Raw genomic sequence first — 26,253 nt, forward strand, 5'->3', positions numbered from 1 at the left:
AGCGACAGTGCTTGGGTCGCAGTGTTTAACTCTGGCAAAAAGGATGTTGACGATGAAAGCGATGACACGACTGTTCACGGGTTTGGCACTGGTGGGGGCACTGGGGGCTAATGTTGCCTGGGCGGATCAGCCAGGCGCCGACTGGAAGGTCAACAAAGACCAGGCCGAAGCTGCGTTGAAGAGTGCCGGCTATACCCAGATCACCAAGATCGAGGCCGATGATGGCCATTGGGAGGGCGAGGGTATCAAGGCAGATGGCAAGCAGTACGAATTCCACGTCGATCCGCACACTGGCGCCATTACCAAGGATGAGTTGGACAAGTGACCGGGTGTTGAACGAATGCGACCCGCGCCTGTGCGCGGGTTTTTAATGCCAGCCCGGCTGGCTATTGTGCTTGGTCCGTAGCTTTCCGAATGTCGATCAGGCTTTCCAGGTTCGACAATATCGACAAGGCGTCATAGGGCTTGCGCACCACGGGAACGTGCTTCAAGTGCGCGGGAATGCTGACACTGTCGCCGTAACCCGTGGCAAACAGGAATGGGATGTGCTGGCGCGAGAGCGCTTCGGCAACGGCAATGGAGGTTCCCGTCCCCAGGTTGATGTCCAGCACGGCGACATCAGGCCTGTGGCTGGCCAGCAGTTTCATTGCCTCGGCTTCCGAGCTTGCGGTGATCACATCCTCGACCAGCGCATCGGCCAGAATCTGTTCAAGGCCCACGGCAATCACCAGTTGGTCTTCAAGAATCAGCACGCATGCATTGACCAGGGCCGTGTAGCTTACCGGCGGCGCAGCCGGCGCGACCTGCGGCGCTGGGGTGTCGGCTGTTTCAAGCTGAGTCAGGTGTTTGCCAGGAATTTTGAAATACCCATGCAGGCCTTCTGGTCTGAACTCGAGCGTGCTGCTGCCGCCCAGGTCGAAGGGGATGCTGCGTTCAATCAGTACCGAGCCAAAACCGCTTCGGCTTGGCGGGCGCACCGTCGGCCCACCGCTTTCGCACCAGGCGATGTCGCAAGCGCCACCCGAATCAATCGTCCAGCTGACCGCCAATTTGCCGCCTGCCCGAGACAACGCGCCATACTTCGCGGCGTTGGTCGCCAGCTCGTGAAGCATCAGCGCCATTACCGAGTAGGCGCGGGCATCGAGCAGCAGGTTCGGGCCGCTCAGGGTGATGGCATCGGCTGCAGTGCGGTACGGCGACAGTTCCGCTTCCAGCAGCGTTGCGAAACGGCCGCCGCCATCCCCCCTCACGACCTGATCGTGCGCCAGCGACAATGCCTGGATACGGCCCTTCAGCGTTGCCACGTAGCTGTTGAGGGTCTGGTTTTCAGTGGTGGGGTGGGCCACCAGTGCACCGATCAGTGAAAGAATGTTCTTCACCCGGTGGTTGAGCTCTTCGTTGAGCATCCGCTGGCGCACTTCGGCCTTGGAGCGCTCATCGGCCATCAGCTCACTGTTGTGCAGGGCAACTTCGACGATCGCGGCGCGGATGGCCTCACCGAACTGGCGGTCCTGTTCGGACCAGGGCTGCGAGTGCTGATGTACGGTCTGCTTCCAGACAGCAAAGCTTTTGCGTGGGGTCAGGCGCTCACCGAGCGGGCCGCTTTCGTAGGTCTTGTTGGGGTCACCGGCCCAATCCAGGGTTTCGATCACCTCCTTGCGAAACAGCATGAGGTAGTCCCTCGGTTGCTGCGACATCGGAATCACCAGTACGCCCGAAACGTCGACGGCATAATCCTGGGCGGCAGGGTGCGCCATCGACAGGCAGTTCGACGCCCATGTACGCCCCTCGGCGACCCCCTCGGCAAAGCGCAGCAGGTTCGGTACCGCCGCCTTGGGCGGTGTCAGCGCGTCTGCCGACCAGCGCCCTTGCAGCGACATGGCGATGCCGTCGCAAGGGATGAGCGCCTTGAAGTCTGTCATGCGGGCACGCAGCAGTTCTTCGATATCCGCCGTGCGGTGGGCATCGCGCAGCAGGTTGTCCAACACCTGGCGGGCGTATGCGGCGGCTTCCAGGGTTTGCTTGGCCCGAAGGGTCTGGATATGCAGCGAGAAGAACTCGCCGAACATCTCCGCTGCGACCCGCTGGCCCATGGTCAGCGTGCGGGGTGCGTAATGGTGGCAGGCAATCAGCCCCCACAGCGCGCCGTCGACGATGATCGAAATGGACATGGACGCGCCCACGCCCATGTTGCTCAGGTACTCGCAGTGAATGGGCGAGACGCTGCGCAGGTGCGCGTAGGACAGGTCCAGTGGCTCGCCGGAAAGGTCCAGTACTGGCTCGATCGGCACGGTTTTGAACTGGGCATCGGCAATGATCCGCACCGGGTTGCGCAGGTACAGGGCGCGTGCCTGCTGAGGAATGTCCGAGGCGGGGAAGTACTGCCCCAGAAAGCTTTCGAGGCCGCTGCGCTTGGCCTCGGCAATGACCTTGCCGGCGCCGTCGACGCCAAGTTGGTAGATCATCACCCGGTCATAACCCAGTAGTGCGCGAACACGCCGGGCAGTATCGGGGAACAGCTTGTCGGAGCGGTCGATCTCACGCAACTGGGCGATGACGGTACGCACCAGTTCGATTGGTTCGGCAATGCCCGCACCGGAGGGCTCGAACTCCAGGAGGGCAGTGCCTTTGAAAATATGCGCGGCCACATCGAACACCTGCCCGGACGGCAGACTCACGGCAAAGCTCAGCGCCGGTCGGGACGCCTCTCTGACGCGTGCCAGCGCGTTGCGCAGCGTATGGGCAGCCTCGCTGCCGATGATGGTTTCGAGCCGTTGCCCGTTGATTTCACCCGCCACGCCCAGCATGCCGGCGGTATTGGCGGAGTGCCGCAGCACGACGCTTGCCGACGCGTTGCAGGCCAGCAGGCAACCGTGCGGCTGGATGCTGCCGGGGATCTGGATAGGTTCGCGATCGCAGTTGGTCAAGTTGACGGGAGGTTGCAAAGTCATGGGCGGCCCCTGCCGGTTTACCAGAGGCCGGCTGCCTGCATGACCGCCGAACATTTTCAGGCAAACGAAGTGTTTACAGTCAAATTCAGCATGGGAGTCTAGCTTGCAGGGCACGCTTCGTCATCAAGGGCAACAGGTGGCAAACACAGGGGGTTAGCGTGCCGCCATGGGCGGGAGCGGGTAAACCCGCTCCTGCACGGGTCAGCTCCCTGCGTAACCAACCGACTTCGCCGCCATCCGATTACGTTTCACGAAGTAGGCCGCCACCACCACCAGTGAGGTCACCGTGGTAAACCAGAACTGAAAGCGCGACCCTGGGTCGAAGGCCTGGGTGACAATCACGGCCAGCAGCGCGAACAGCGCAACGATATTGGCGTAAGGGAAGAACCACGCCCGGAACGCCGTGGGGTCGACCGCTTCATGCCGGGTTTTCCAGCGCATGGCAAAGTGGGCGATGATGATGAAGATCCACACGATCATCACGAACGTGCCGCTGCTTTTGGCCAGGGTCATGAACAGGTCGCCGCCGCTGACAAAGTGCACCGTCAGGATCAACAGGCAGATGCTCAGGCTCAGCAGCAGGGCGTTGAGCGGCACCCCTTTGGAGGTGGTGCGGGAGAACAGCTTCGGCGCGTGGCCACGCTGGCTCAACGAGAACAGCATGCGCGAGTTGGAAAACATGAACGAGTTCATCACCGACATGAACGAGATGAACAACACGATCTTCATGGCCACCGCCGCGCCACTGAACCCGGCCAGGCTGAACAATGACACATACGGCGAAGCCAGGTTTTCAGTGTCTGTCCAGGGCAGGCACAGGATCAGAATCGACACCGAACCGACATAGAACAGCATCACCCGCAAAATCACGCTCTTGATTGCCCTGATGACGTTCTGCCGCGGGTTTTCCGATTCGCCGGCCGCAACGGCTGCAATTTCACTGCCGCCCAGCGAGAAGATCACCACCACCACGCCCGCCATCACCGGCGACAGGCCATTGGGCATGAAGCCATCGTGCGCCGTCAGGTTGACCCAGCCAGGGGAGGGGATGTTGCTGTGCAGGCCGAGCAGTATCGAGACACCCAGCACCATGAAGATGAGAATGGTGGCGACCTTCATCGCGGCCAGCCAGTACTCCACTTCAGCGAACGATTTGACCGAGTAGGCGTTGCTGGCCATCAACGTCACCAGCATGATGAAGGCGCCCGCCCAGATCGGTAGCCACGGCAGAAAGTCGTTGAGGATGGCGCCTAGCAGCACCGCCTCCAGGGTGATGGTCAGCATCGATTTGAGCCAGTACAGCCAGCCGACGGCAAAACCCGCCCATTCGCCGAGGTAGGTATTGGCATAGGTCGAGAACGAGCCGGCGTCCGGGTTGCGACAGGCCATCTCGCCGAGCATGAACATCACCAAGGTGACCACGATGCCGCCGATGAAATATGACAGGATCGCGGCCGGCCCCGCCGAGGCAATCAACTTGCCCGACCCCATGAACAGCCCCGCGCCTATCACCCCGCCTAGCGCAATCATGGTGATGTGCCGTTGTTTCAGGCTTTGCTTCAGACTGTTGGATTGCATTTCCTTGTCCTCTCTTATTATCGGGGAGGAATTGGCAACGTTCGTGCAGCGCAAGGCTTGCCACCGCAAAAATAGTCACCCCCCACACACAGGCGTCGTCGTGCGCCTGCGTCCACGCCCTGCAGCCTTTTATTCAGGCAATAGCTGTCAGGCTGGCCACCTTGGGCAATGCGGCCGTCTATCTCAAGCGAATTCTGCGCACAACATCCTGCGTTTTTTTCCTGAGGGCGTGCTTTTTGCTGTGCAATGTTGTCCCTTCAAGGGGACATGTCTGTTTCTCACACCGCTTACAGTCCGCTGCATATCCGAAATGGCTCAGGCCAAAAAAAGCATAACAATCCGGAGATGCAGTGCGATGCACACACCACTCGCAGAGCCTCGTCGCTCTATCTATTTCGATTACCAGGTTTTCCCTGCCCACACCGCCAGCGTGAATGCCCAGGTGCAGCATCACCCTGTGGTGATCGTCGGTGCTGGGCCGATTGGCCTGACCACGGCCCTGGACCTGGCCCGCTACGGCATCCCCTCGATCGTGCTGGAAGCCGAACGGCAGGTCAGCGAAGGCAGCCGGGCGATCGTGTTCACCCGTCGATCACTGGAGATCCTGCAGCAGGTCGGCATCTCCGAGCGTGTCACCTCAGCGGGCCTGCCCTGGCGCTTTGGCAATTCCTACTACCGCAATCAGCGGGTATTTCGCATGGAGGCCCCGCACGACCCCGATGACCGTTTTGCGCCCATGACCAACTTGCAACAGCCTTGCCTGGAGCAGTTTCTGGTCGATGCCTGCCACGCCAACCCGATGATCGAGCTGCGCTGGGGCAACCAGGTCAAGGCGCTGGCCCAGGCAGAAGACCGCGCGACACTGGAGGTGGATACCCCTGCGGGTGAGTACACCCTGCAAGCCAGCTGGGTGGTTGCCGCAGATGGGGCGCGTTCGGCCATTCGCACACTGCTTGGGCTGCAACTGGAAGGTGCTTCATACGAAGGCCGTTTTGTAATCGCCGACATCAAGATCGACCTAGACCTGCCCACTGAGCGCCTGGCGTATTTCGACCCGCACTGGAACCCGGGCAATACCGTGCTCATGCACCGCGAGCCAGGCAATATCTGGCGCATCGACTATCAACTGGCACGGGGTGAAACGCCCGAACAGGCCTTGTCGGCTGATTCCCTGCGCGAGCGTATCAATGCCCAGTTGGGCATCGTCGGGGTAGCGAACCCGCAGTGGGAGCTGGACTGGTGCTCGGTGTACTCGGCGCGCGCACTGACACTGTCCGATTACCTGCATACTCGGGTGATATTCACCGGCGATGCCGCGCATTTGCTGCCCATTTTTGGCGTGCGCGGTGCCAACACCGGTTTCCAGGACTGTCACGGCCTGGGCTGGAAGCTGGCGCTGACCCTCAAGGGCGTTGCTGGCCCGGGGCTGCTGGCCTCGTATAGCGCGGAGCGGGTAGGGGCCGCGCGCGAGATCATTGCCGAAGCGGGGAAGAGCACCCGTTTCATGACGCCGCCCAGTGCGGGTTATCGCCTGTTGCGCGATGCCGTACTGTCGTTGTCACTGACCCAGGCGTTCGTCCGCCCGCTGTACCACTGGCGCACTTCGCGGCCACATGACTATGTGGACTCTGCACTCAACTGCAAGCATGACGACAATGCACGCTTCAGCTGCGGGCCTCACCAGGGCGCGCCGCTGCTGAACGTGCGGCTCGGCGATGACCAGTTCCTGTTCGACAGGTTAGAGGCGTCGTTCTGCCTGCTGTATTTCACTGATGCCGTTGAAGTGCCGAGCGATATTCAAGCGCAGGCGCAAAGCCTGCGTGACCAAGGCGTGCCGTTGCAGTTGCTGGCTGTCGTGGGTCATCGGCAAGGCGAGGTCCGGGGCGCAGACGGGGTGATCGACGACCCTGGCGGCCACCTGCGCAACAAATATGGTGCGTCGGCGGGCGGTGCTTACCTGATGCGCCCGGACCAGCACGTTTGCGCCCGCTGGCATCACCTCAATGGGCAGGCTTTGCGTGATGCCGTCGAAACCGCTTTGGGCAATGAGTGAGAACCCTATGGAACACAAGCAACTGACCATCAGCGACATTGAGACCCTCTACGACCAGCTAGCGGATGCCCTTGACCACATCGAAGAGGGCAAACGCGAGCTGTTTCTGGTGAAACTGGCGCTGCTCAGCGCTCAGGCGCTTGGCGACGCAGAGCAGTTTCTGGCGCTGACGCGCACGGCGTTGCTGGACCTGTAATCAGCCTCTGGCTTTCGTGCATTTGCCGCCGGTTTATCTGTTCGAGCCGGCGAGCCTTCCTATAACAATAATCAGGAAGTTCCCCATGACGCGCAGTCCTATCGCCAGCGCGACCACCCCGACGGTGGCCGGTGTTGACGACCGCTATCAGCACGTGTGTAAAAAGATCTCGAAAAGGCTGATCGGCTTTTTGTTTGCCTGCTTCGTACTGTCGTTTCTGGACCGCATCAATATCGGTTTTGCCGGCCTGACCATGATGGGCGACCTGGGCCTCACGGGCACTCAGTTTGGCCTGGCCAGTACCTTCTTCTATGTCGCATACATCGCCTGTGGCATACCCAGCAACATGGCCCTGGCACGTATCGGGGCCCGTCGCTGGATCGGCAGCCTGATGATTGCCTGGGGGCTGGCGTCTACCTGCACGCTGTTTGCGACCGATGCCACCTCGCTTTACCTGTTGCGGATTCTGGTGGGTGTGACCGAAGCAGGGTTCTTGCCTGGCGTGTTGCTGTACCTGACCTTCTGGTTTCCTTCGGCTTACCGGGCCCGCGCCAACGCGCTGTTCATGATCGCCATGCCATTTACCGCCGGGTTCAGCGCTGCGCTGTCGGGGCTGATTCTGGGCCTGGATGGCATGTGGGGGCTGAAGGGCTGGCAATGGCTGTTCCTGCTCGAAGGCTTGCCCTCGGTGCTGATGGGCTGCGTGGTGTTCGGTTATCTGGATGACCGCCCGCAACAGGCGAAGTGGTTGGATGGCGAAGAACAGGCGCTGCTGCAGCGCGCACTGCAAGCGGAGCGCGCTGCCTGCCCGGCAACTGCCACACAGCCTGCCCGCAGCGTCGGGCGCGAACTGGCCTCGCCGCGCATCCTGCTGTTCTGCCTGGTCTACTTTTGCCTGGTCAACACCTTGGCAATGATTGCGGTATGGACACCGTTGATCGTCAAAAGCTTCAACAGCGCCAGCAGTAACCAGGCGATCGGCTTTCTGGCGGCCATCCCGCAGATCTGCACCATTGTCCTGATGATCGTCTGGGGCCTGCATTCGGACCGCACCCGCGAGCGCCGCTGGCACTTGGTGCTGCCCATGCTGATGGCTGCGGCTGGCTGGGTGCTCACTGCGCTGTCGAGCTATCCGGTGGTGCAATTGCTGGGGGTGTGCATGGCGGCCAGCGGCTCTTACAGCGCCATGTCGATTTTCTGGACAACGCCCGACCAGGTGCTGAGTTTCAGTGCCCGTGCGGTGGGTATCGCGGTGATCAACGCCATGGGCAATATCGGCTCGGCAGTCAACCCGCTGGTGGTCGGCTGGCTGAAGGACCTGACGTCCAGTTTCAGCGCAGGTTTCGCCTATGCTGCCCTGCTGCTGGTCCTCGGCGCACTGCTGGCCCTGCGCCTGCCCATTGCGCCGCCAGAGCCCGGGCGCTGAAGGGTGATAGAGTGCCGGGTAGCCGTAGTAGGCAATAACCACAGAACCTGCGCCCGACACGTCGAGAGAAACCGCTATGCAGTACTGGCCCTTGCGCCCCGGCAGTAGTGAACACCGCTTCAATATCGCTCACACCGCCAATCTGTTCGCCAGGGTGGGCCAGAACCGCAGCAAGTTCCTCGCAGCGGATTTGCTGCAGGTGATCGGCTCGGGCGTGCCGTTGGCCCAATGCACGATCTTCGCTTATCCGCAGCGGCGCAACGCCGAGGTGTTCTCGTTTGCGGACCGGGCGCGCGAAGTCTCGCTGCCGGCGATCTCCCACAAATATGTGCAACGCTTCTTCGGCCTGGATGGCAACCAGCAGGTGATGAGCCAAAGCCACTGCGTCACCAACACCATCGTGCAACGCCAGTCAGCTGACGACATCACGCACCCCGAGTACCGGCGCATCTGCTATGAGCAGCCACAGATTGCCGAGCGGGTAGCCTTGCTGACCCACTGTGAAAGCAACCGCTGGTTGTCGGTGAACTTCTACCGCGGCCGCGAGCACGGGCGCTTCTCGGCGCAGGAAATGAACTACCTGGAAGCCCTGGCGCCGTTGCTGATCCAGGCCGTGCGCCTGCATTACCATGCGCACCTGCAAGCCAATGAACTGCCCTTGCTGTTGGCCGAGCGGGTAATCAAGCAGCAGCATGTGGCGCTGACCTTGCGTGAACAAACGCTGTTGCGCCTGATGCTGAGCGGCCTTGCAGTGGAAGACATTGCCGAGCATCTGGGGGTTCGCCCCGTCAGCGCCGCGACGTATGTGAAACGGCTATACCGCAAACTGGGTGTCAACGGTTTGCGTGAGCTGTTTGGCTTGACCACGCAGGCCCAGTGGGCGCTATCCTGAATGCCTGAACCCTTGGGGCATCTATCATGCGCAGGTTGATGGTGTTGCTCGCGATCACGGCGATTGCGGGTTGTCAGGCGCCAATGCCGGCTGCCGATCCGCAGATGGCGTGGGTCGACTTCTCGGTCCCGTTTCCCAACGACAGGTTGTTGATGGCTGAACGCCTGGACCAGCAACGCCTACGCGACGGCCGGTTTTTTCAGGTCAGCCCCGGCAGCCATGAGCTGATCGTCAGGTTCGACTACGAAGCAAGCGGGGGTTCGGGCATGAGCATGATGGGGGGCTCCACCGTGCGCGAGTGCTACCTGACGCTCAACTACCCGCATTTCAAAGCCGGCCAGCGCTATGTGCTGGAGGCGCGTTCCATGGCTTTGACGCCTGAGGCGCGGCTGTACGATGCCAAGGGGGCGATCGTTGCCGAGGTCAGCGCGTATTATTGCCTTATGTGAGTGATGTTCAAACAATGAATCGTCCGCTGTTCGTTTCTCTGGATGGGCCCAAGGGCACTGGCAAGACCACACTGCTTGAGGCCATTACAAAAGTACTGAGGGCAGGCAACAACAAGGTGGTCCGGCTTTGCGAGCGCAATAATGACCCCAACAGAGGGGCAACAATGGCCCTGGTCAACCAACTCGTCAGAAACCCCAGCCGGGAGCTGGAAATGGGGGTTTGCGAGCGCCTGGCCGATAGCCGTAGCTGGATTTCACAGCATGTGCTGCCCAGACAGCCCCAGGGCAGCATCATCCTGATCGACCGCTGGTACCCGTCGGATGCTGCGTTTCGCCGGATAGTCCCGTTTGCAGACATTCTGCGCCTGAATATCGAGCGCAATGTGCGCGTGCCAGACCTGCATGTCGGGGTGGTCACCGACCCTGAAATCTCATGGGCCAGGGCAGCGGCGCGGTCGCGCGGGCTGGGCAGTACCGTGATGTTCAACCTGCAAGAGCAGGTTGCCAGTACCCAGGCGTTCGAGCGAGCGGTTGCGGAGCAGGGGTGGGTGTTGTGCCGCAATGAGGGCACGGTCGAGGAGGCGACGATGCAGGTGGTTGCCGAGATATACAGGGTGTTGCGAGGCCAATAGGGGCAGCGCAGGGTAAAGGTCATGCACGTCGAGCAAGTCGAACCAAATGCTGTCTGCCGAGTCAGGATATTTGTCATGCCAACTCTATGGAGCACAGCAAATGCAAACCTTCAACCTCAAGTATGTTTTCCAGGGCCAGCCGCGTACCCATCAGCTTCAGCTCAAGCAGCGTGAGCTTCCCCTTCACGAGGCAGCCATGCACTTGATCGTGTTGCATTATGGAGATGGTGAAAACAGTCTCGTCATGCCTGCTGCGAATGCCACCCCAACCGAGATCCTGCAACAGGCAGATTCGCTTGATATCTCGCAGGTTGAGGTAACCCCAGCCGGCTTGTGAGCAGGCGCATAACAAACGCCCACCTGCAGGGTTACTGCAGACATGATGAAAACCCGCCAACGCAGGCAAGGGAGCTTCTATCGCTATGATTGATCACTTGGATCATCTGGTACTGACCACCACTGATGTCGACGCTTGCAAAGATTTCTACGTCCGTGTTCTGGGGATGCGTTTGCAGACCTTTGGGGCAGGCCGCCTTGCGTTCTGTTTCGGCAATCAAAAGATCAACGTCCATGTTCGCGGGCATGAGTTCGAGCCAAAGGCCCACCTGCCGGTGCCGGGGGCATTGGACGTGTGCTTGATCGCCAGTATCGGGCTCGAGCAGGTGGTCGCACACCTCGAAGCTCAGAACTGGCCCATTGTCGAAGGGCCTGTTCAGCGGACCGGGGCGACCGGGCCTATCCTCTCGGTCTATGTGCGCGACCCTGATCTCAATCTGATCGAGATTTCCGAACAGCTGTGACTTGGCGCTTCAGGGCTTTCAGTACCGGTGGTGAAACTACCTACTCGAGGCAGGAGGAACGGCTGTTCTTTTAGTGCACCCATGTGAAGGCATCATGTCGTTGGGGTGGGCATCATGTATGTACTGAATAACAGGAGCCAGACATGGCTATTCTCTACATGGCCGAGCCCGGCAGTGCTGCTCAATGGCGTCAGGCTTTTCATGAAAGTGCCCCCGAACTTGAGTTTCGCGAATGGCCCGAGGTGGGCGATGCGCGCGACATCGAGTATCTGATTGCCTGGAAACCGATGCCCAGGCTGATGGCGCAGTTCCCAAACCTCAGCGTGCTGTACTCGGCAGGCGCCGGCGTCGATCAGTTCGACCTGTCTGAGCTACCCGAGCACGTTTCGCTGGTCAGGCTGGTGGATGGCGCCATGGCCGACATCATGGCCGAGTACGTGACCTTTGCCGTACTGGCCTTGCACCGTGACATCCTCACTTACAAGAACAGTCAGCGCGAGCGCCGCTGGGCGCCTTTGCCGATCACCCCTGCGTGCGAGCGGCGTGTGGGTGTGATGGGGCTGGGGAACCTCGGGCAGGTAGCCCTGCAGCGGTTGCAGCCACTGGGCTTCCAGCTGAATGCGTGGAGCCGCTCGCCGAAAGTGGTCGCGGGTGCGCGTTGCTACGTGGGTAATGAGCAATTGCATGCATTTCTAGGCCAATGCGACATCCTGATCAACCTGTTGCCTCTGACACCCGAAACGGCGGGCATATTGAACGCGACCACGCTCGGTGCGCTGCCCACAGGGGCAGGTGTGGTGAACGTGGGGCGGGGTGCTCATGTTGTCGAGCAGGATCTGTTGGCGGCGCTTGATACCGGCAAGGTCGCAGGCGCGGTGCTGGACGTGCTTGATCAGGAGCCTCCCTTGCCCGACCACGCGTTCTGGCGGCACCCGCGGGTATTGCTGACCCCGCATATCGCCAGCAATGTTCAGGTCAGGGGCGCTGTTGATGTCATCGTGCGAAACCTTCACCGCGCGCGCAGCGGCCTGCCCTTGCTGAACACGGTGCATCGCGGCAAGGGCTACTGAGGCGTCGCGATTTGATCCTACCTGAAGAAGCATGAAAAGCCTGTTTCTTCCTATTCCGAGTTGGTAGAGCCTCATCCGCGCTCGGCTTACAGTAGTTAACGCCCACTGCTCTACCCTGGGGAGTCCCCGTAGGGCCGTTGCGTTTCCGTGCTGATGATCGAGACCAGGCTTCTCCTAATGACAAAAAACAACCCTATCCCTTTCGACCTCAACCTCCTGATGACCCTGCGCGCCAAGCTTGAGGCGCAAACCTCGGCGGAGGTTCGATTCGACGCCTCCACCCGCGCTATCTACGCCTCCGAGGCCTCAAACTATCGTCAGCTGCCGATAGGCATTGTCATTCCCAAAACCGTCGACGATATCGTGACCACGGTACGCCTCTGCAAAGAGGCCGGCATGCCGATCTTGCCGCGTGGCGCGGGTACCTCCATGTGCGGCCAGGCGGTGAACGCGGCGGTTGTGATCGATGCCTCCAAATACCTTCATGCTGTTCATGAGATTGACCCTGCAAGGCGCCTGGCCAGGGTGCAGCCGGGTGTGATCTGCGATCAGCTCAAAAGCGAGGCGGCCAAGGTGGGGCTGACCTTCGGCCCGGACCCTGCAACTCATAGCCGCTGCACGCTGGGCGGCATGATCGGCAACAACTCCTGTGGCGCTCACTCGGTGATGGCGGGCAAGACAGTCGAAAACGTCGAGCGCCTGGAAATTCTGACCTATGACGGTGAGCGTTTCTGGGTAGGGCCTACCGACGAGGCCGCCTACCAGCAACACATCAGGGCCGGTGGGCGACGTGCCGAGATCGTGCAGGCATTGAAGGCGCTGGTCGATCGCAACGAGGCGCACATTCGCGAGGGGTTCCCCAAACTCAAACGTCGCGTGTCGGGCTACAACCTCGATCAGTTGTTGCCTGAAAACGGCTTCAACATTGCACGCGCGCTGGTGGGCGTCGAAGGCACCTGCGTCACCGTCCTGCAGGCTGAGACGATTCTGGTGAAGAACCCGACTCACCGCGTGCTGGTGGTGCTGGGCTATGACGAGATCTATTACGCAGCCGACTCCGTACCGCAGTTGCTGCCGCTCAACCCAATCGCAATGGAAGGGTTGGATGATGGCATCATCGATGGGCTCAAAGAACGCGGGATGAAGCTTGCCGATATCGCTGAGCTTCCGGCTGGCAACGCCTGGTTGATGATCGAGTTTGGTGCTCTGTCGACTGAGCAAGCGATTGCCTTCGCCCAGAAGGCCGTGGACATCGCGCCTGAATTGCCGGGTAGCCCAAGTGTGCGGCTGGTGATCGATGCAGGTTTGATGAATCGAATCTGGACGATCCGCGAGACGGGCGCCTCGGCGACCTCGCTGGGGCTGGACCCGAACGCGCCTGATCCTGTCGTAGGGTGGGAGGACGCAGCGGTCGAGCCCGCGCACCTTGGCCAGTACCTTCGCGAGTTCAAGCGCCTGGTCAGCAGCTACGGCTACAAGACCAACCTCTACGGGCACTTTGGTGATGGCTGTATCCACTCGCGCATTACCTTCGACCTGAAATCCCAGGACGGCCTGGATAACTGGCGAGAATTCTTGGAGGAGGCGGCTCACCTGGTCGTGCGCTACGGCGGTTCGTTGTCGGGCGAGCATGGTGATGGCCAGGCCAAGGGGGAATACCTGCGGATCATGTACTCCACCGAGATCATGAACGCCTTTGCCGAATTCAAAGCGATCTGGGACCCGCTGAACAAGATGAACCCAGGCAAGCTGATCCATGCCATGCCGGTCGATGCCAACCTGCGGTTGGGCCCGGACTATGAGCGCCGCGAAATCCCCAGCCAGTTCACCTACGATGCACGCCTCGGTGACAAGGGCCTGGCGCGTGAGGCCGAGCGCTGCATCGGGATGGGTAAATGCCGCTCGCTCGATGGCGGCACCATGTGCCCAAGCTTCAGGGCGACCCGCGAAGAGAAGTACTCCACCCGCGGCCGTGCACGTTTGTTTTTCGAGCTGTTGAAGGGCGAGGTGATCGAAGGTGCCTGGCAGAACGAGGAGGTCAAGGACTCTCTGGATCTGTGCCTGAGCTGCAAGGGCTGCAAGACGGACTGCCCGACCAATGTGAACATCGCCCGCTACAAGACCGAGTTCCTTAGCCGCTATTACAGCCACAAGCCGCGCCCGGTGATGGACGCCATGATCGGGCGCATCGGCGCATGGCTGCCTCATGCCACCAAGCTGTCACCCGTACTCAACTACGCCATGGGTAACCCGCTGGTGCGTAAGGCGGGTGCTTATTTCGGGCTGGCGCGTGAAGCCAAGTTCCCAAAGGTCGCCTCGCAGAGTTTCCGTAGCAGCGCTACGGCCAGGCGCATCCTGAAAAATGAGCGTGTGCGTGTCGGTACAGAGGTGCTGTTGTGGGTGGACAGCTTCAATAATGGCTTCACGCCCCACGTGCTCGAAGCGGGTGTAACCGTACTCGAGGCGCTTGGGTTTAGCGTAAAACTGATGAAGCGCCATGTGTGCTGCGGCCGGCCTTATTACGACGTGGGCATGATCGATCAGGCCAAGTCGAACCTTGAGCAGATCCTTGCCCAGTTGGCGCCAGTGCTCGAAGAGGGGCTTCCAGTCATCGTCCTTGAGCCCAGTTGCTTGTCGGTGTTCCGCGACGAAATGCCGGGCCTGTTCCCGACGGACCCGCGCGCCCAAAAGCTCGAGAAGTCGATCATGACCTTGAGTGAGTTCATCGAGCAGCGTGGTTTGCAGTTGCCTTCGATCAACGAAGACGTGCGCATACATGGGCATTGCCACCAGAAGTCCTGCGGCGGGATGGCTGGGGAGCAGGGCGTTCTTGAAAAGCTGGGCGGCCAGGGCCAGGTGATTGCTGCGGGGTGCTGCGGCGTGGCGGGTGCATACGCTTACCATAGCAAGACGGCTCCGATTGCGAAGATCATCGGTGAGAATGAGTTCAAACCTCACATCGACAAGATCCCGCAGCAGGCGGCGGTCGTTGCCGATGGCTTCAGTTGCCGCGGGCAGATCCGCAACGTGAGTGGCAGAGAAGCCATGCACCTGGCCGAGTACCTTGCGAAAATTCTGGGTTAGTTGCACGCAGCGCAGCATTCTCCAGTATCTGGCTGCTAAGGTCGTTGCAAACCTGGCAGCCATCGAGTGCTGTCGAGTGGTTATTTCTAAGTGGGATTGATAGGTCATGAAGCTCGACGCAGCGATAGGTAGCACTGTGCTTCGCGAGGCCACTGTGGTGGCCGGTGAAACAGCCATGGATCGCGAAATCACCTGGGTTCACATCGTCGATCACCCCGAGATCACCAATTGGTTGAAGCCTGGCGAGCTTCTGTTGACCACCGGCTACAACTGGCCAGTAGACGACGAAGAGTGCCGTGTGATGGTGCGCCGGTTGAGTGAAATCGGTTTGGCGGGGGTGGTACTGGCTGTTCCCCATTTTCGCGAGCATTTCACCCAGGCCGCGATTGACGAAGCGAACCGCTGCGACTTGCCACTGCTCGAGTTGCCGTGGGAGATCCAGTTCAGCGAGATCATGCACGATGTACTGGCCCGGATCATCAACATCCAGGCCGAGACCATTCGCCGCTCAGACCATATCCATCGCACGTTGACCGAGGCTGCCTTGGAGGGCAACAATCTGGAAGGCTTGGCCAAGGCGCTGAAATCCGCCCTGGACAAGCATGCAACCGTGGTCTCTGCGGATGGTACTGTTCTGGGGGCCTCCGACCCCGCGGTCGACGCGCTTGCCGAGCGCGCACTGATCAAGAAAATCACCGAACTGGACTCGCTCACGGGCTGTTTCGATGCCACCACGGCAAAAGTCGTGACGCAGGGCGTGCAGCGCCCCAGGCTGGGCGGTGCCATCAGGCTTCGTGGAGAAGTGGTGGGCATTGTCTGGCTGCACGGCGAAGAAGGGGCGTTTGAGGAACTGGAGTCTCGAGCGCTCGAACACGCCTCGGTGATTGCGGCGTTGCGCCTTGCCTACCAGCGTCAGTTGTCCGACCAGGAAACCCGCTTAGGTTATGCATTCGTCGCGGGGTTGCTGGAGGGCAAGTTCTCTGCCACACCAAGTGCCATAGAGCGGGCGCAAGTGTCGGGATGGGGCGAAAACAGGGACTACCGGGTTTGTCTGGTGTTGTTGAATGAACCGATCCCGTTGTCGGTGGAAGGCTTCAACCGACGCTCGCGAATTGCCGAGCGTATTGCCCAGTCGATGCAGGGCATGGGCATCGCGCCGCTCATGTCCGTCTCGCTGAACCAGGTCAGCTTCTTGCTCCCGGCAGAAAACGCCCCAGACGCCATCTGGAGGTCGGTACGCACAGAAGGTAGTGCGATGGCCGTCAGCCGCGTGCACAAGGGGGTGACGGGCATGGCTCAAGGGGCAGAGGACGTGCTGGCGCTGCTGCCTCTGCTCAAGCCCGGAAAGCTGCATGACTTCGACGAGGTGCTATTCCCTCGCGCCTTGATGGGGGACTCGGACGCCCGTCGCTTGCTGATGGAAAAGCTGATCGAGCCGCTCGGCAACCCCAAGCGCGGCAATGCCCTGATAGACACCGTACTGACCTTGGCCAGAGAAGGCTTTCAACTACTCAATACGGCCAAGGCACTGGATATTCATATCAGTACGCTGCGGTACCGGGTCGAGCGGATCGAGTCGATGCTGAATATCTCGCTCGACAATCCAGACGATAAGTTCAAATTGCAGGTAGCGGCTCAGATGTACGTGTTGGCAACGGATGATAAGTAAAAGCGTTGAATTGGCTTTTCCTGCTTTAAGCAGGATTAGTTTGCGCTCGCTTCCTACTTCCTGGTTGTAGTTGGAGGGAAGGGCAGTGGTTAGCATTAAAACACTGACACATAAAGGTGAATGCTATGTCCTCTCAACAAAAATTGTCTGTATCGGCGCGTGCCCAGCATGTTTCCAACGGTGTTGCAGTTGCTCACCCCATTACGGTGAGCCGCGCTGCGGGTGCCTACCTATGGGATGATCAAGGTAAGAAATACCTGGATTTCGTGGGTGGCATAGGCGTGTTGAACGTGGGGCACAATCACCCGCGTGTGGTCGAAGCGGTACGCAAGCAGTTGGACACCTTCTCGCATATCTGCTTCCAGGTTGCGGCTTACGACCAATACACCGATCTGGCTGCCAAGCTGAATAACCTGGTTGGCGGCCCAGAGCACTACAAGTCGGTGTTCCTGACCACCGGTGCCGAAGCGGTCGAGAACGCCATCAAGATCGCGCGGGGCTACACCAACCGCCCAGGTGTGATCGCATTCCGCGGCGGTTTCCACGGCCGTACCTTGATGGGCATGACCCTGACCGGCATGAGCCAGCCGTACCGCCAGAACTTCGGCCCTTACGCGCCGGACATCTACCACACCCCGTACCCGAACGAATACCGAGGCATCACCACCGAGAAAGCGCTGGTGGCCCTGCAGGAGGTGTTCGACACGCAGATCGCTGCTGATCGTGTTGCGGCAATCATCATCGAGCCAGTACAGGGTGACGGTGGCTTTATCGCAGCGCCCGTCGAGTTCATGCGTGCACTGCGCAAGAAAACCGAAGAACTGGGCATCGTGCTGATCTGCGATGAAATCCAGACCGGCTTTGGCCGTACCGGCAAAATGTTCGGCTTCGAGCACGCCGGCATCCAGCCTGACCTGGTAACCGTTGCCAAGAGCCTGGCCGGCGGCTTGCCGATCTCGGGCGTTGTCGGCCGTGCCCGAATCATGGATGCCCCGCAGCCAGGCGGCCTGGGCGGCACCTACGGTGGCAACCCACTGGGCTGCGCCGCTGCCCTGGAAGTGATCAAGATCTTCGAGTCCGAGAACCTGACCGAGCGTAGCCGCGCTATTGGTGCGCAACTGCTGGAAGGCTTCAAGCAACTTGAGGGCCGTTTCAACAGCATCGGCCACGTACGCGCCATTGGTGCCATGGCAGCGGTCGAGTTCGTTTCCAATCGCGACAGCAAAGAGCCGGATGCGGCGATGGCGCAGCGCGTGATTGACGCTGCCCGTGAAGAGGGCCTGCTGCTCATCAAATGTGGTGTGTACCGCAACGTGGTTCGCTTTATCTGCCCGTTGGTGATCACTGAGCAGGATGTTGCCAAGGCACTTGGCATGTTCGAGCGTGCATTGGTTGCCGCACAAGCCTGAGTCCGACTGCTTGCCGGTGCAGGGATTGAACGGATCATTTTGTTCACGTTCACCGACTTGAACTTGCCCCCTCCCTGCAGGGGGCTATCACACCGCAAGTTAATCAAACAGCGTGCCGGGAAGGGGGTTGGCGGTTTCTCGCGCGTCTATGTTTCCCGTCAATTAATAGAGGTGCCTCGATGATGAATACAAGTATAAGTATCGATAAACCGAACACCCATGACAGCCAACTCAAGGCGGGCTTGAAGTCTCGGCATCTGACAATGATGTCGATCGCAGGGGTCATTGGTGGCTCCTTGTTCGTAGGGTCGGGGAGTATCATTCACAGCGCGGGGCCAGCCGCCGTTCTGGCCTTTCTGGTTGGCGGCATTCTGATGATGCTGATCATGCGAATGCTGGGGGAAATGGCAACGTCATCGCCAGACACTGGGTCATTCTCGACCTACGCCGACCGCGCCATTGGTCGCTGGGCCGGTTTTACCATTGGGTGGCTGTACTGGGGTTACTGGGTCAGCCTGATGGCGTGGGAAGCATACGTTGCCGGAAAAATCCTCAACGGCTGGTTTCCATCGATCAGCATCAATGTCTTTGTGCTGGCAACGACCCTGGTTTTGCTCAGTATCAACTTCTTCAATGTGAAGAACTACGGTGAATTCGAGTTCTGGTTCGCCTTGATCAAAGTGGTGGCGATCTTCTGCTTCCTGATTGTGTGCGGCCTGGCCGTGACCAACCTCTGGACGCTGGGGGAGGTGAGCGGCATCAGTAATCTGACCGCGCATGGCTTTATGCCAAACGGCATAGACCCCGTCGTCGGCGCAATGCTCGGGGTGATGTTTGCATTCCTGGGGGCCGAGATTGCGACGATTGCAGCGTCAGAGTCTGCAAACCCCTCGCAGCAGATCATCAAGACGACGAAGTCGGTTGTCTGGCGCGTAGGGCTGTTTTACGTGGGGTCGATTTTCCTGATTGTGTGCCTGGTGCCGTGGAATGACCCCATGCTGGGCGTGTCAGGCTATGGCTCGTACCGCCGGACACTGGAGCTGCTTGGGGTGCCTGGCGCAGAAGTGCTGATGAACTTCGTGGTGCTGACCTCGGTGAGCAGTTGCCTGATTTCTGCGCACTACACTGCCTCGCGCATGCTCTTCTCCTTGGCCACCCGCGGTGACGCACCTGCGTTCTTCAAGTTCACCAAGGCCGGAACGGGCATCCCGGTCTACGCGATTATTGGCTCGTGCCTGGTGGCTGTGATTCTGGCACTGATCAACTTTAGTGAGGCGCTGCGGCCCAAGGATGTACTGGATACGCTGATGAACATGACCGGCACTATTGCACTGCTGGTTTACCTGGTCATCGCCTGCTCTCAACTGAAGATGCGACGCAAACTGGAACTCAAAGGCAGTGACATCCCGTTGAAGATGTGGCTGTTCCCTTGGCTGACCTGGGCGGTGATCGTGTTCATCGTGGTTTGCCTGGGGGTGATGTCGTTCATGCCTGACTACCAGGTGCTGGTGGTGTCTACGGGCAGTGCAGGACTCGCGTTGGTGCTAATCGGAATCGTGCATCAGATTCGATGCAATCGCTTAAAGCGATAGTTAAGGGCACGCGCGGTGTCGCGGCCTGTCGGCTTAGTTGCCAAGACTGCTACTCAAATTGGGGGTTTTATGAGCTTTAAACTGCAGCGCGACGCGTTGATGGTTACCAAGAATTACATTGCGGGTGAGTGGCAGGATGCAGTATCGGGCGCCACCCTGCCGGTCAATAACCCGGCGACTGGGGAGCCTGTTGCCTGGGTTGCAAATAGCGATGAAAAAGATGCGGAAGCTGCCATTGACGCGGCAGCCGCCGCTTTTGAAGCTTGGCGCGCCACGCCCGCCAAACAACGCGCTGTCATTTTGAAACGCTGGAATGACCTGATCATGGCGAACGCCGAGGATCTGGGCAAAATCATTTCCTCTGAGCAAGGCAAACCCCTTGCTGAAGCCATTGGTGAAATCGCTTACGCCGCCAGTTATGTCGAGTGGTTTGCAGAAGAGGCGACCCGCGCGAACGGCGACATCATCCCTCAGGCGGTGCGTGGCCGTAAAATGACAGCCCACTGGGAGCCTGTGGGTATCGTTGCTGCCATCACGCCCTGGAACTTCCCCGCCGCGATGATTGCCCGGAAAATCGCGCCTGCACTGGCTGCCGGTTGTACCGTTGTGTGCAAGCCCGCAGCAGAAACCCCACTCACTGCGTTGGCCTTGGTCAAGCTTGCGCAAGAGGCGGGCGTGCCGGCAGGTGTTCTGAATATCGTCAACACCCTCTCGTCAAAGACAGTTGCCGATGTGTGGCTGGACGATGCCCGTGTTCGTAAAATCACCTTCACCGGCTCGACCCCCGTGGGTAAGCACCTTGCCCACGAATCCTCCCGTACCCTGAAAAAGCTGGCGTTGGAGTTGGGTGGTAACGCTCCGTTCATCGTGTTCGAAGATGCCGATGTCGATGCTGCGGTAGAAGGCTTGATGGTTGCCAAGTTCCGTAACGGCGGCCAAACCTGCGTGTGCCCCAACCGTGTCTACGTTCAGTCGAAGATCTACGGCAGGTTCCTGGAAAAACTGGCAGCCCGCGTAGCAGCCTTGGTCGTCGGCCCGGCGAGCGATCCGGCGTCCCAGATCGGCCCAATGATCAACGCCAAAGCCATCGCCAAAATCGAAGAGCATGTTAACGATGCCGTTGCCCGGGGCGCCCGAGTGCTGACCGGCGGCAAGCGCCTGCTCACCGAACAGCGCGCCGAGTCCACATACTACGCGCCAACCGTTCTGGCCGACGTAGACCGCGCTGCCAAGTGCTTCCATGAGGAAACCTTCGGGCCCGTCGCGCCGATCACTCAATTCGACACCGAGGAGGAAGTCATCAAGATGGCCAACGACTCGCCATTCGGGCTGGCAGCCTACTTCTATACCAACGACATGCGCCGTGTGCACCGCGTTACCGATGCGCTGGAGTGCGGCATTGTCGGAGTGAACGAAGGTGCGCTGGCTGCCGAAGCTGCGCCATTCGGCGGGGTGAAGGATTCGGGTTATGGCCGCGAAGGCTCCGTCCACGGCCTGGCGGAATACATGCACATCAAGTATGTGTGCCAGGGTGGCCTGGATTAATACCTCAAACGTGGCGCGTTAGTGTGTTCTGCATTGGGCCTTCATTGCGAAGGCCTTAACCAGCTTGGTAAGTTGCAGAACTTTCGGTTTAGTGCTTTCGTCAAGTAATTGACCCATGCCGGTTTTCATAACGATCAAATTGAAACCGGCAGGCCTTGCCCCAGCGCACGGGGTTTTCGCCAAGAGATCCACTCCATGGACGCACAAGCAGCGGTCGACGGCATTCGTTCCCTCGGCGAGAAGCGAGTGGTGACCTTTCTGGGTTTTTCCGACGCGGGCTATGAGGATGAAGCTCGAGCCCGGGAGGTATTGCTGGCAGAGCTCGCGACCTTCGACCCTCGGGATACCATCGTGTGCTCGGGTGCCACTGCGCAAGGCATTGGCATAGTCTATCCACTGGCACTGCGTAAAGGGTTTCGCACCGTAGTCTGGGTGACTATTAACGGTAAAGCCGAGCAGCCGATTGGCGATGGAAGTGACGCGATCTTGCGTTGGTGAAGGGTGGGTTCTGCGGAGCCTTACCTTTGTCATCGAACGCCCCTTCAAGCCCTTCTTCGGCGCACAAGGCATCGCCCTGTGACCCTCTGCGGTCCCTTGTAGGAGCGGCCTTGCCGGGGCGCCGGACCGGTCGGAAAGGGGCGCGCAGCGGCCCCAGATTGGTGCGTCACCGCTGATAGTGCCGGGGCTGCTTTGCAGCCCTTTCGCGACGCAAGGCCGCTCCTACAACGGGCGTCGTTCGCCAAGGTGCAGAAGGCGCCCAGCTCGCCGGCTTCGAAACAGGACCTCCTGATTACAATGGCATCACTTACTGGGTGGCTTGTGCCGGGCGTACATCGCGGTACCCCCAGCAGATGCACCACGAGCCTGCAGTTCGAACGTTTGCGGGTATGCCTTGATCAGGTCGCTCAGCTTCTTGAAACCATGGGTACGCGGGTCAAACTCCGGGCGAAGCTTCGAGATGTTCGTACCCAGCACACTTAAATGTGCCCAGCCATCCTCATCAGCAATGTCGTCCAGAATCTTGGTAATGAACCCGATGGGCGCCTTGGGCTTCTTGGGCTTTTCTGCCGCCACCGGTTTTGCATCAGGTGTCACGGAGGATTCGACAGACGCCTCGGCATTGGGCGACTGAGCGGCTTCGTCACGCAGCAATTCGATGTAGATGAACTTGTCGCAAGCGGCCACAAAGGGCTTGGGCGTTTTTTCCTCACCAAACCCGTAAACCGTCAAGCCTTCCTCCCGCAGCCGTGACGCGAGGCGTGTGAAGTCGCTGTCGCTGGACACCAGGCAAAAGCCATTGAAGCGCCGGGTGTAGAGCAAATCCATGGCGTCGATGATGAGCGAGCTGTCGGTGGCGTTCTTGCCCTTGGTATAGGCAAATTGCTGGATGGGTTGGATCGAATGGTCGAGCAGCACTTTTTTCCAGCCACCGAGTTGCGGGCCAGTCCAGTCACCGTAGATCCGCTTGACGCTGGCGACACCGTACTTGGCGATCTCTTCGAAAAGCCCCTCGACGATCGCGGCTGGCGCATTGTCGGCGTCAATCAGTACTGCGAGGTGTTTTTGCGTGGTGGTAGAACTGTGTGTGGCCATGGTCATCCTTGGGGCATGAAAAGAAGCTGTTCTCAGTCATTCTTGCTGCATTTGTCTGTCCCAACCGAAGGCCATGAGGCTGTGCAGGCAAGGCCACTGGATGAGCTTGCGGTAGCGCAATTGCTGGGACTCGACGCGCAGGTCGTCGTTCGGGCGCCATTGCATATTGAAAAGCTTGTCATGGCGCGACAGGTCAACGCACCAACTGCCGCAGCTTAATCGCTTTTCGCGACTCGGTCATACAAAGGCGCGCCGGGCCGTACAGGATGGTTTTTCGGCATTGAGTACCAGCTCCAGTCCCCAGCCATTTTGAATGTGGTTCGCGATCTCAAATTCGCGCCAGTGAGTCATTGCCTGGCCATCGATCATGCGTGGTTCACACTCGATTAGCCAAACCACGGCATTGAGGAACTGACCATGGGAAAACACCAGAATGTCTTCTGCTGGGTGCAAGGCCAGGCGATCCAAGAACGACCGCGCGCGCTCAATAAATGCGAGGAACGACTCTGCGCCTTCTCCGTCGACGTGGGACGGATCAGCTTTAGCCCAATACCGGTCGACCCAAGCTTTTCGTTGAGCAACCGTAGTGTTCACGCAATTCGCAGGCGCGAGGTAGGTGAATTCTTCGATGGGCCAAGTCTCGCAGGTAACGTTGGGGAACATTGAGCTCGTCGCGTCCGCGGTTGCTTGTGCGCGTAAGAAGGGTGACGCAACGATCAATCCAGGCGCCTTGCTGATTGACCTGGCTACGCGCGCTGCTTGATCGCGGCCCTTATCAGTCAGTGGGATGGTCGCGTGATCCAGGGTGGCCGCGCCGGCATTCGCCGCGCTTTCTCCATGACGTATGAGGCGGACGATCTTCATTTTACCAGTGGAGTACAAATGTTCTCCTCCTTGTAGGTGAGTGCTCAAGGTTCAGGGCAGGCTTGGTGTGGTGGCGCCTGATCGTTCCGCACCTAGGCGCAACCCTGCGATGTCGCGCTTTGGCGGCGTGCCGAACTGCCGCCCATACTCGCGGCTGAACTGCGAGGGGCTTTCGTAGCCGACTTTGAAGGCAGCGGTGGCGGCATCCAGATGCTCGTTGAGCATCAACCGTTTCGCCTCGTTCAACCTCAACCATTTCTGGTACTGCAGCGGGCTCATCGCGGTGAGCTGGCGGAAGTGATGATGGAAGGTCGAGAGCCCCATCTGCACCTGGGAGGCCAGCTCGTCTACCCGCAGCGGGGCGGCGTAGTTCAGCTTCATCCAGTCGATGGCCTTGGCGATTCGGTGCCCCTTGCTGCCCACGGAGGCGATGTAGCGCAGGAGAGGGGCCTGGTCGCTGAGTAATAGCCGGTAGTGGATTTCTCGCTGAATGAGCGGCCAGAGCGTAGGGATCGCATCGGGCTCTTCCAGCAACTCGATCAGGCGGGTGAAGCTCTGCAGCAGCTTCGGGCTGAGTTCACCCACTCCCGCGCTGGTATGAAAGGCCTGACCGCTCAAGGGAAGACGACCGTCTTGCGCGATCAATTCCGCCAGCGTGCGCAGGTCGAGCCTGAACACCAGGCCCAGACAGGGGGCTGCCTCGCTGGCCATCGTCACCGCCGAGTTGGCGGGGATATTCAGTGAGGTGACGAGGAAGCGGCTCGTGTCGTAGGGGAACACGTCGCTGCCAATGACCATTTCTTTGGCGCCCTGGGCGACCAGCACGATGCTCGGCTCAACGATGCACGTGATCGGCAAGGCCGGTGCATGACGTCGGTAGACGCCGAGCGCTGCAATGCGCGTCGCGAAATCGCCAGCGGTAGGCGCATGGGCGCCGATGACCCTGCACAGCGTGGCCATTGGGTTAGAGGGAGAGGACGGTTGTGTGCTGGCGTGCATGGGAAGCATCCGATGATCTCGTGGGAAAACACTACGCGTGCGCTACCTGAGATGTCCATGCCCGGTCAGCACGGGTTGGAGATTTAGGCAAGAAAACTAGCCATTTGCTCTACTGGTAGGCCGGTTTACGCGAGGAAGATGGCAGTTCATTCACTGCGGGAGCCGCGGACATGCCCCATGGAGCGAACAATTTGTACAAGCGTGAGCCGGTTTCGCTCAAACGGGATTCACTACCCCTTCAGCATTCAAGCCGCCAGGTCTGGAGTGCTGTGCTGGCGATGTCACTCTGTGCCTTCGCCCTGGTAGCGTCTGAGTTTCTGCCAGTGAGCTTGCTCACCCCCATTGCATCCGATTTGTCGCTGACTGAAGGCCAGGCCGGGCAGGCCATTTCGATCTCGGGCTTCTTTGCCGTGATCACTAGCCTGTTGCTGGCCACCCTGACCCAGGGGATCGATCGCAAGCCTGTGCTACTGGCCACAACCGCGCTGATGCTGATTTCCGGAGGGATGGTGGCATACGCCCCGAACTACCTGACGTTGATGGTGGGGCGAGCCGTGCTCGGGATTGCCATCGGTGGTTACTGGTCGATGTCCACAGCGGTGATGATGCGCATCGCACCCGAGGCGCTCGTTCCCAAGGCCATTGCCGTGATGCAGGGCGGTACCGCATTGGCCACGGCAGTCGCGGCTCCGATCGGGAGTTATTTGGGCGGCATTATTGGCTGGAGAGGGGCATTTTTGTGTGTGGTGCCGTTGGCCGCGTTGGCGTTGATCTGGCAAGCCTTCACGCTGCCGGCAATGCCGAGTGAGCGGACCAAGTTATCGGCCACCGGCTCGCTGCGCTTGCTGGGAGACAGCAGGGTCGCGCTCGGCATGGCCGCCGTTGCCTTCCTCTTCATGGGGCAGTTCACACTGTTCACTTATCTGCGGCCCTTCCTGGAAACGGTCACGCAGGTGGATGTGCCTACGCTCTCGCTGCTCCTGCTGATCATTGGCGCCGCAGGATTGGTAGGCACTGTGTTGGTGGGCCCCCTCGTTGCACGTCATCTTAATCGGGTGCTAATGGGGATACCCTTGATCATGACCGCCATTGCATTCGCCGTGATTGCGGTGGGTAGCTGGGTCGTTCCAGTCGCCGTTCTGCTGGGTTTCTGGGGGCTGATCGCTACCTGTGCTCCCGTAGGATGGTTCACCTGGTTGGCCAGGGCACTGCCGCACGATGCAGAAGCCGGGGGTGGCCTGATGGTCGCGGTGATTCAGTTGGCTATTACTGCAGGTGCAACGGTAGGCGGCGTGCTTTACGACGGGATGGGCTATCAAGCTACGTTCGTAGCCAGCGGAGTATTTTTGCTTGTTGCAGCTGTGCTGAGCGCTATGACCCGTCGCAAGTAAGCCAGTACTGGCTAAATGCCGGTGAGTTTTTGCGGGCAAAAGAAAGCCCGCTGCTAGGCG

Annotated in this window: 23 protein-coding genes; 17 read left to right on the forward strand and 6 right to left on the reverse strand. The window is 59.8% G+C overall.

All coding sequences use genetic code 11. From position 1 onward, the window contains the following. Positions 1-52: 52 nt before the first annotated feature. On the forward strand, positions 53-325 hold the full coding sequence (locus LOY26_RS12585) for a PepSY domain-containing protein (protein WP_186653075.1): 273 nt from the start codon (positions 53-55) through the stop codon (positions 323-325). Positions 326-386: 61 nt separating this feature from the next. On the opposite strand, the gene LOY26_RS12590 is transcribed toward LOY26_RS12585, so the two are convergent. Both LOY26_RS12590 and LOY26_RS12595 read right to left on the reverse strand, forming a co-directional pair. Beyond that, positions 387-2,951: an HWE histidine kinase domain-containing protein gene (locus LOY26_RS12590; protein ID WP_258714843.1), complete on the reverse strand. Its 2,565-nt coding sequence runs from the start codon at positions 2,949-2,951 to the stop codon at positions 387-389. 201 nt (positions 2,952-3,152) lie between these two features. Continuing rightward, the gene (locus tag LOY26_RS12595) at positions 3,153-4,529 is read right to left on the reverse strand and encodes an amino acid permease (protein WP_033697791.1); all 1,377 of its coding nucleotides are present in this window, start codon (positions 4,527-4,529) and stop codon (positions 3,153-3,155) included. A 355-nt stretch (positions 4,530-4,884) separates the two neighbouring features. On the opposite strand from LOY26_RS12595, the gene LOY26_RS12600 reads away from it, so the two are divergent. The 15 genes from LOY26_RS12600 to LOY26_RS12670 all read left to right on the forward strand — a co-directional run bounded on the left by LOY26_RS12600 (position 4,885) and on the right by LOY26_RS12670 (position 21,844). Continuing rightward, positions 4,885-6,582 carry an FAD-dependent monooxygenase gene (locus LOY26_RS12600; protein ID WP_258714844.1) on the forward strand — a complete coding sequence of 566 codons (1,698 nt, stop codon included), beginning with the start codon at positions 4,885-4,887 and terminating at the stop codon, positions 6,580-6,582. 7 nt (positions 6,583-6,589) lie between these two features. Then, on the forward strand, positions 6,590-6,778 hold the full coding sequence (locus LOY26_RS12605; protein WP_033697795.1) for a hypothetical protein: 189 nt from the start codon (positions 6,590-6,592) through the stop codon (positions 6,776-6,778). 85 nt (positions 6,779-6,863) lie between these two features. Then, positions 6,864-8,204, forward strand: a complete 1,341-nt coding sequence (locus LOY26_RS12610; RefSeq protein WP_186664521.1) for an MFS transporter — start codon at positions 6,864-6,866, stop codon at positions 8,202-8,204. A 76-nt stretch (positions 8,205-8,280) separates the two neighbouring features. Then, positions 8,281-9,096 (forward strand): helix-turn-helix transcriptional regulator, encoded by an 816-nt coding sequence (locus LOY26_RS12615; protein ID WP_050506052.1) that lies wholly within the window; start codon positions 8,281-8,283, stop codon positions 9,094-9,096. A 26-nt stretch (positions 9,097-9,122) separates the two neighbouring features. Further along, positions 9,123-9,545 (forward strand): hypothetical protein, encoded by a 423-nt coding sequence (locus LOY26_RS12620; protein ID WP_186653092.1) that lies wholly within the window; start codon positions 9,123-9,125, stop codon positions 9,543-9,545. 14 nt (positions 9,546-9,559) lie between these two features. Further along, the gene (locus LOY26_RS12625; protein ID WP_258714845.1) at positions 9,560-10,177 is read left to right on the forward strand and encodes a dTMP kinase; all 618 of its coding nucleotides are present in this window, start codon (positions 9,560-9,562) and stop codon (positions 10,175-10,177) included. A 100-nt stretch (positions 10,178-10,277) separates the two neighbouring features. Then, positions 10,278-10,514, forward strand: a complete 237-nt coding sequence (locus tag LOY26_RS12630) for a hypothetical protein (RefSeq protein ID WP_186653095.1) — start codon at positions 10,278-10,280, stop codon at positions 10,512-10,514. Positions 10,515-10,599: 85 nt separating this feature from the next. Next, positions 10,600-10,977 (forward strand): VOC family protein, encoded by a 378-nt coding sequence (locus tag LOY26_RS12635; protein WP_258714846.1) that lies wholly within the window; start codon positions 10,600-10,602, stop codon positions 10,975-10,977. A gap of 143 nt (positions 10,978-11,120) precedes the next feature. Further along, complete coding sequence (locus tag LOY26_RS12640) at positions 11,121-12,047, forward strand: glyoxylate/hydroxypyruvate reductase A (protein ID WP_186664516.1); 927 nt, start codon at positions 11,121-11,123, stop codon at positions 12,045-12,047. Between the two features lie 177 nt (positions 12,048-12,224). Continuing rightward, on the forward strand, positions 12,225-15,131 hold the full coding sequence (locus LOY26_RS12645) for an FAD-binding and (Fe-S)-binding domain-containing protein (RefSeq protein WP_258714847.1): 2,907 nt from the start codon (positions 12,225-12,227) through the stop codon (positions 15,129-15,131). 106 nt (positions 15,132-15,237) lie between these two features. After that, a complete protein-coding gene (locus LOY26_RS12650; RefSeq protein ID WP_258714848.1) occupies positions 15,238-16,800 on the forward strand; it encodes a PucR family transcriptional regulator in 1,563 nt (520 codons plus the stop codon). A 125-nt stretch (positions 16,801-16,925) separates the two neighbouring features. Next, complete coding sequence (gene gabT, locus LOY26_RS12655; RefSeq protein WP_033697808.1) at positions 16,926-18,209, forward strand: 4-aminobutyrate--2-oxoglutarate transaminase; 1,284 nt, start codon at positions 16,926-16,928, stop codon at positions 18,207-18,209. Positions 18,210-18,388: 179 nt separating this feature from the next. Next, entirely contained in the window at positions 18,389-19,801 is a 1,413-nt protein-coding gene (locus tag LOY26_RS12660) for an amino acid permease (RefSeq protein WP_033697810.1), read from the forward strand. A 69-nt stretch (positions 19,802-19,870) separates the two neighbouring features. Continuing rightward, the gene (locus LOY26_RS12665; RefSeq protein ID WP_186653110.1) at positions 19,871-21,346 is read left to right on the forward strand and encodes an NAD-dependent succinate-semialdehyde dehydrogenase; all 1,476 of its coding nucleotides are present in this window, start codon (positions 19,871-19,873) and stop codon (positions 21,344-21,346) included. Between the two features lie 195 nt (positions 21,347-21,541). Beyond that, the gene (locus LOY26_RS12670) at positions 21,542-21,844 is read left to right on the forward strand and encodes a hypothetical protein (protein ID WP_186653113.1); all 303 of its coding nucleotides are present in this window, start codon (positions 21,542-21,544) and stop codon (positions 21,842-21,844) included. A 303-nt stretch (positions 21,845-22,147) separates the two neighbouring features. On the opposite strand, the gene LOY26_RS12675 is transcribed toward LOY26_RS12670, so the two are convergent. The 4 genes from LOY26_RS12675 to LOY26_RS12690 form a co-directional block, all read right to left on the reverse strand. After that, positions 22,148-22,939, reverse strand: coding sequence for an NYN domain-containing protein (locus LOY26_RS12675; RefSeq protein WP_033697820.1), 792 nt, complete (start codon positions 22,937-22,939; stop codon positions 22,148-22,150). Between the two features lie 36 nt (positions 22,940-22,975). After that, a complete protein-coding gene (locus tag LOY26_RS12680) occupies positions 22,976-23,104 on the reverse strand; it encodes a hypothetical protein (RefSeq protein ID WP_258714849.1) in 129 nt (42 codons plus the stop codon). A gap of 72 nt (positions 23,105-23,176) precedes the next feature. Then, positions 23,177-23,803 carry a histidine phosphatase family protein gene (locus LOY26_RS12685; RefSeq protein ID WP_258714902.1) on the reverse strand — a complete coding sequence of 209 codons (627 nt, stop codon included), beginning with the start codon at positions 23,801-23,803 and terminating at the stop codon, positions 23,177-23,179. 51 nt (positions 23,804-23,854) lie between these two features. After that, on the reverse strand, positions 23,855-24,802 hold the full coding sequence (locus LOY26_RS12690; RefSeq protein WP_258714850.1) for an AraC family transcriptional regulator: 948 nt from the start codon (positions 24,800-24,802) through the stop codon (positions 23,855-23,857). Between the two features lie 278 nt (positions 24,803-25,080). Here LOY26_RS12690 and LOY26_RS12695 point away from each other — a divergent pair, with 278 nt between their 5' ends. Then, complete coding sequence (locus LOY26_RS12695; protein WP_258714903.1) at positions 25,081-26,193, forward strand: MFS transporter; 1,113 nt, start codon at positions 25,081-25,083, stop codon at positions 26,191-26,193. The last annotated feature ends 60 nt before the right edge of the window (positions 26,194-26,253 follow it).

Source organism: Pseudomonas sp. B21-047 (genome assembly GCF_024748775.1).
GTDB lineage: Bacteria > Pseudomonadota > Gammaproteobacteria > Pseudomonadales > Pseudomonadaceae > Aquipseudomonas > Aquipseudomonas capeferrum.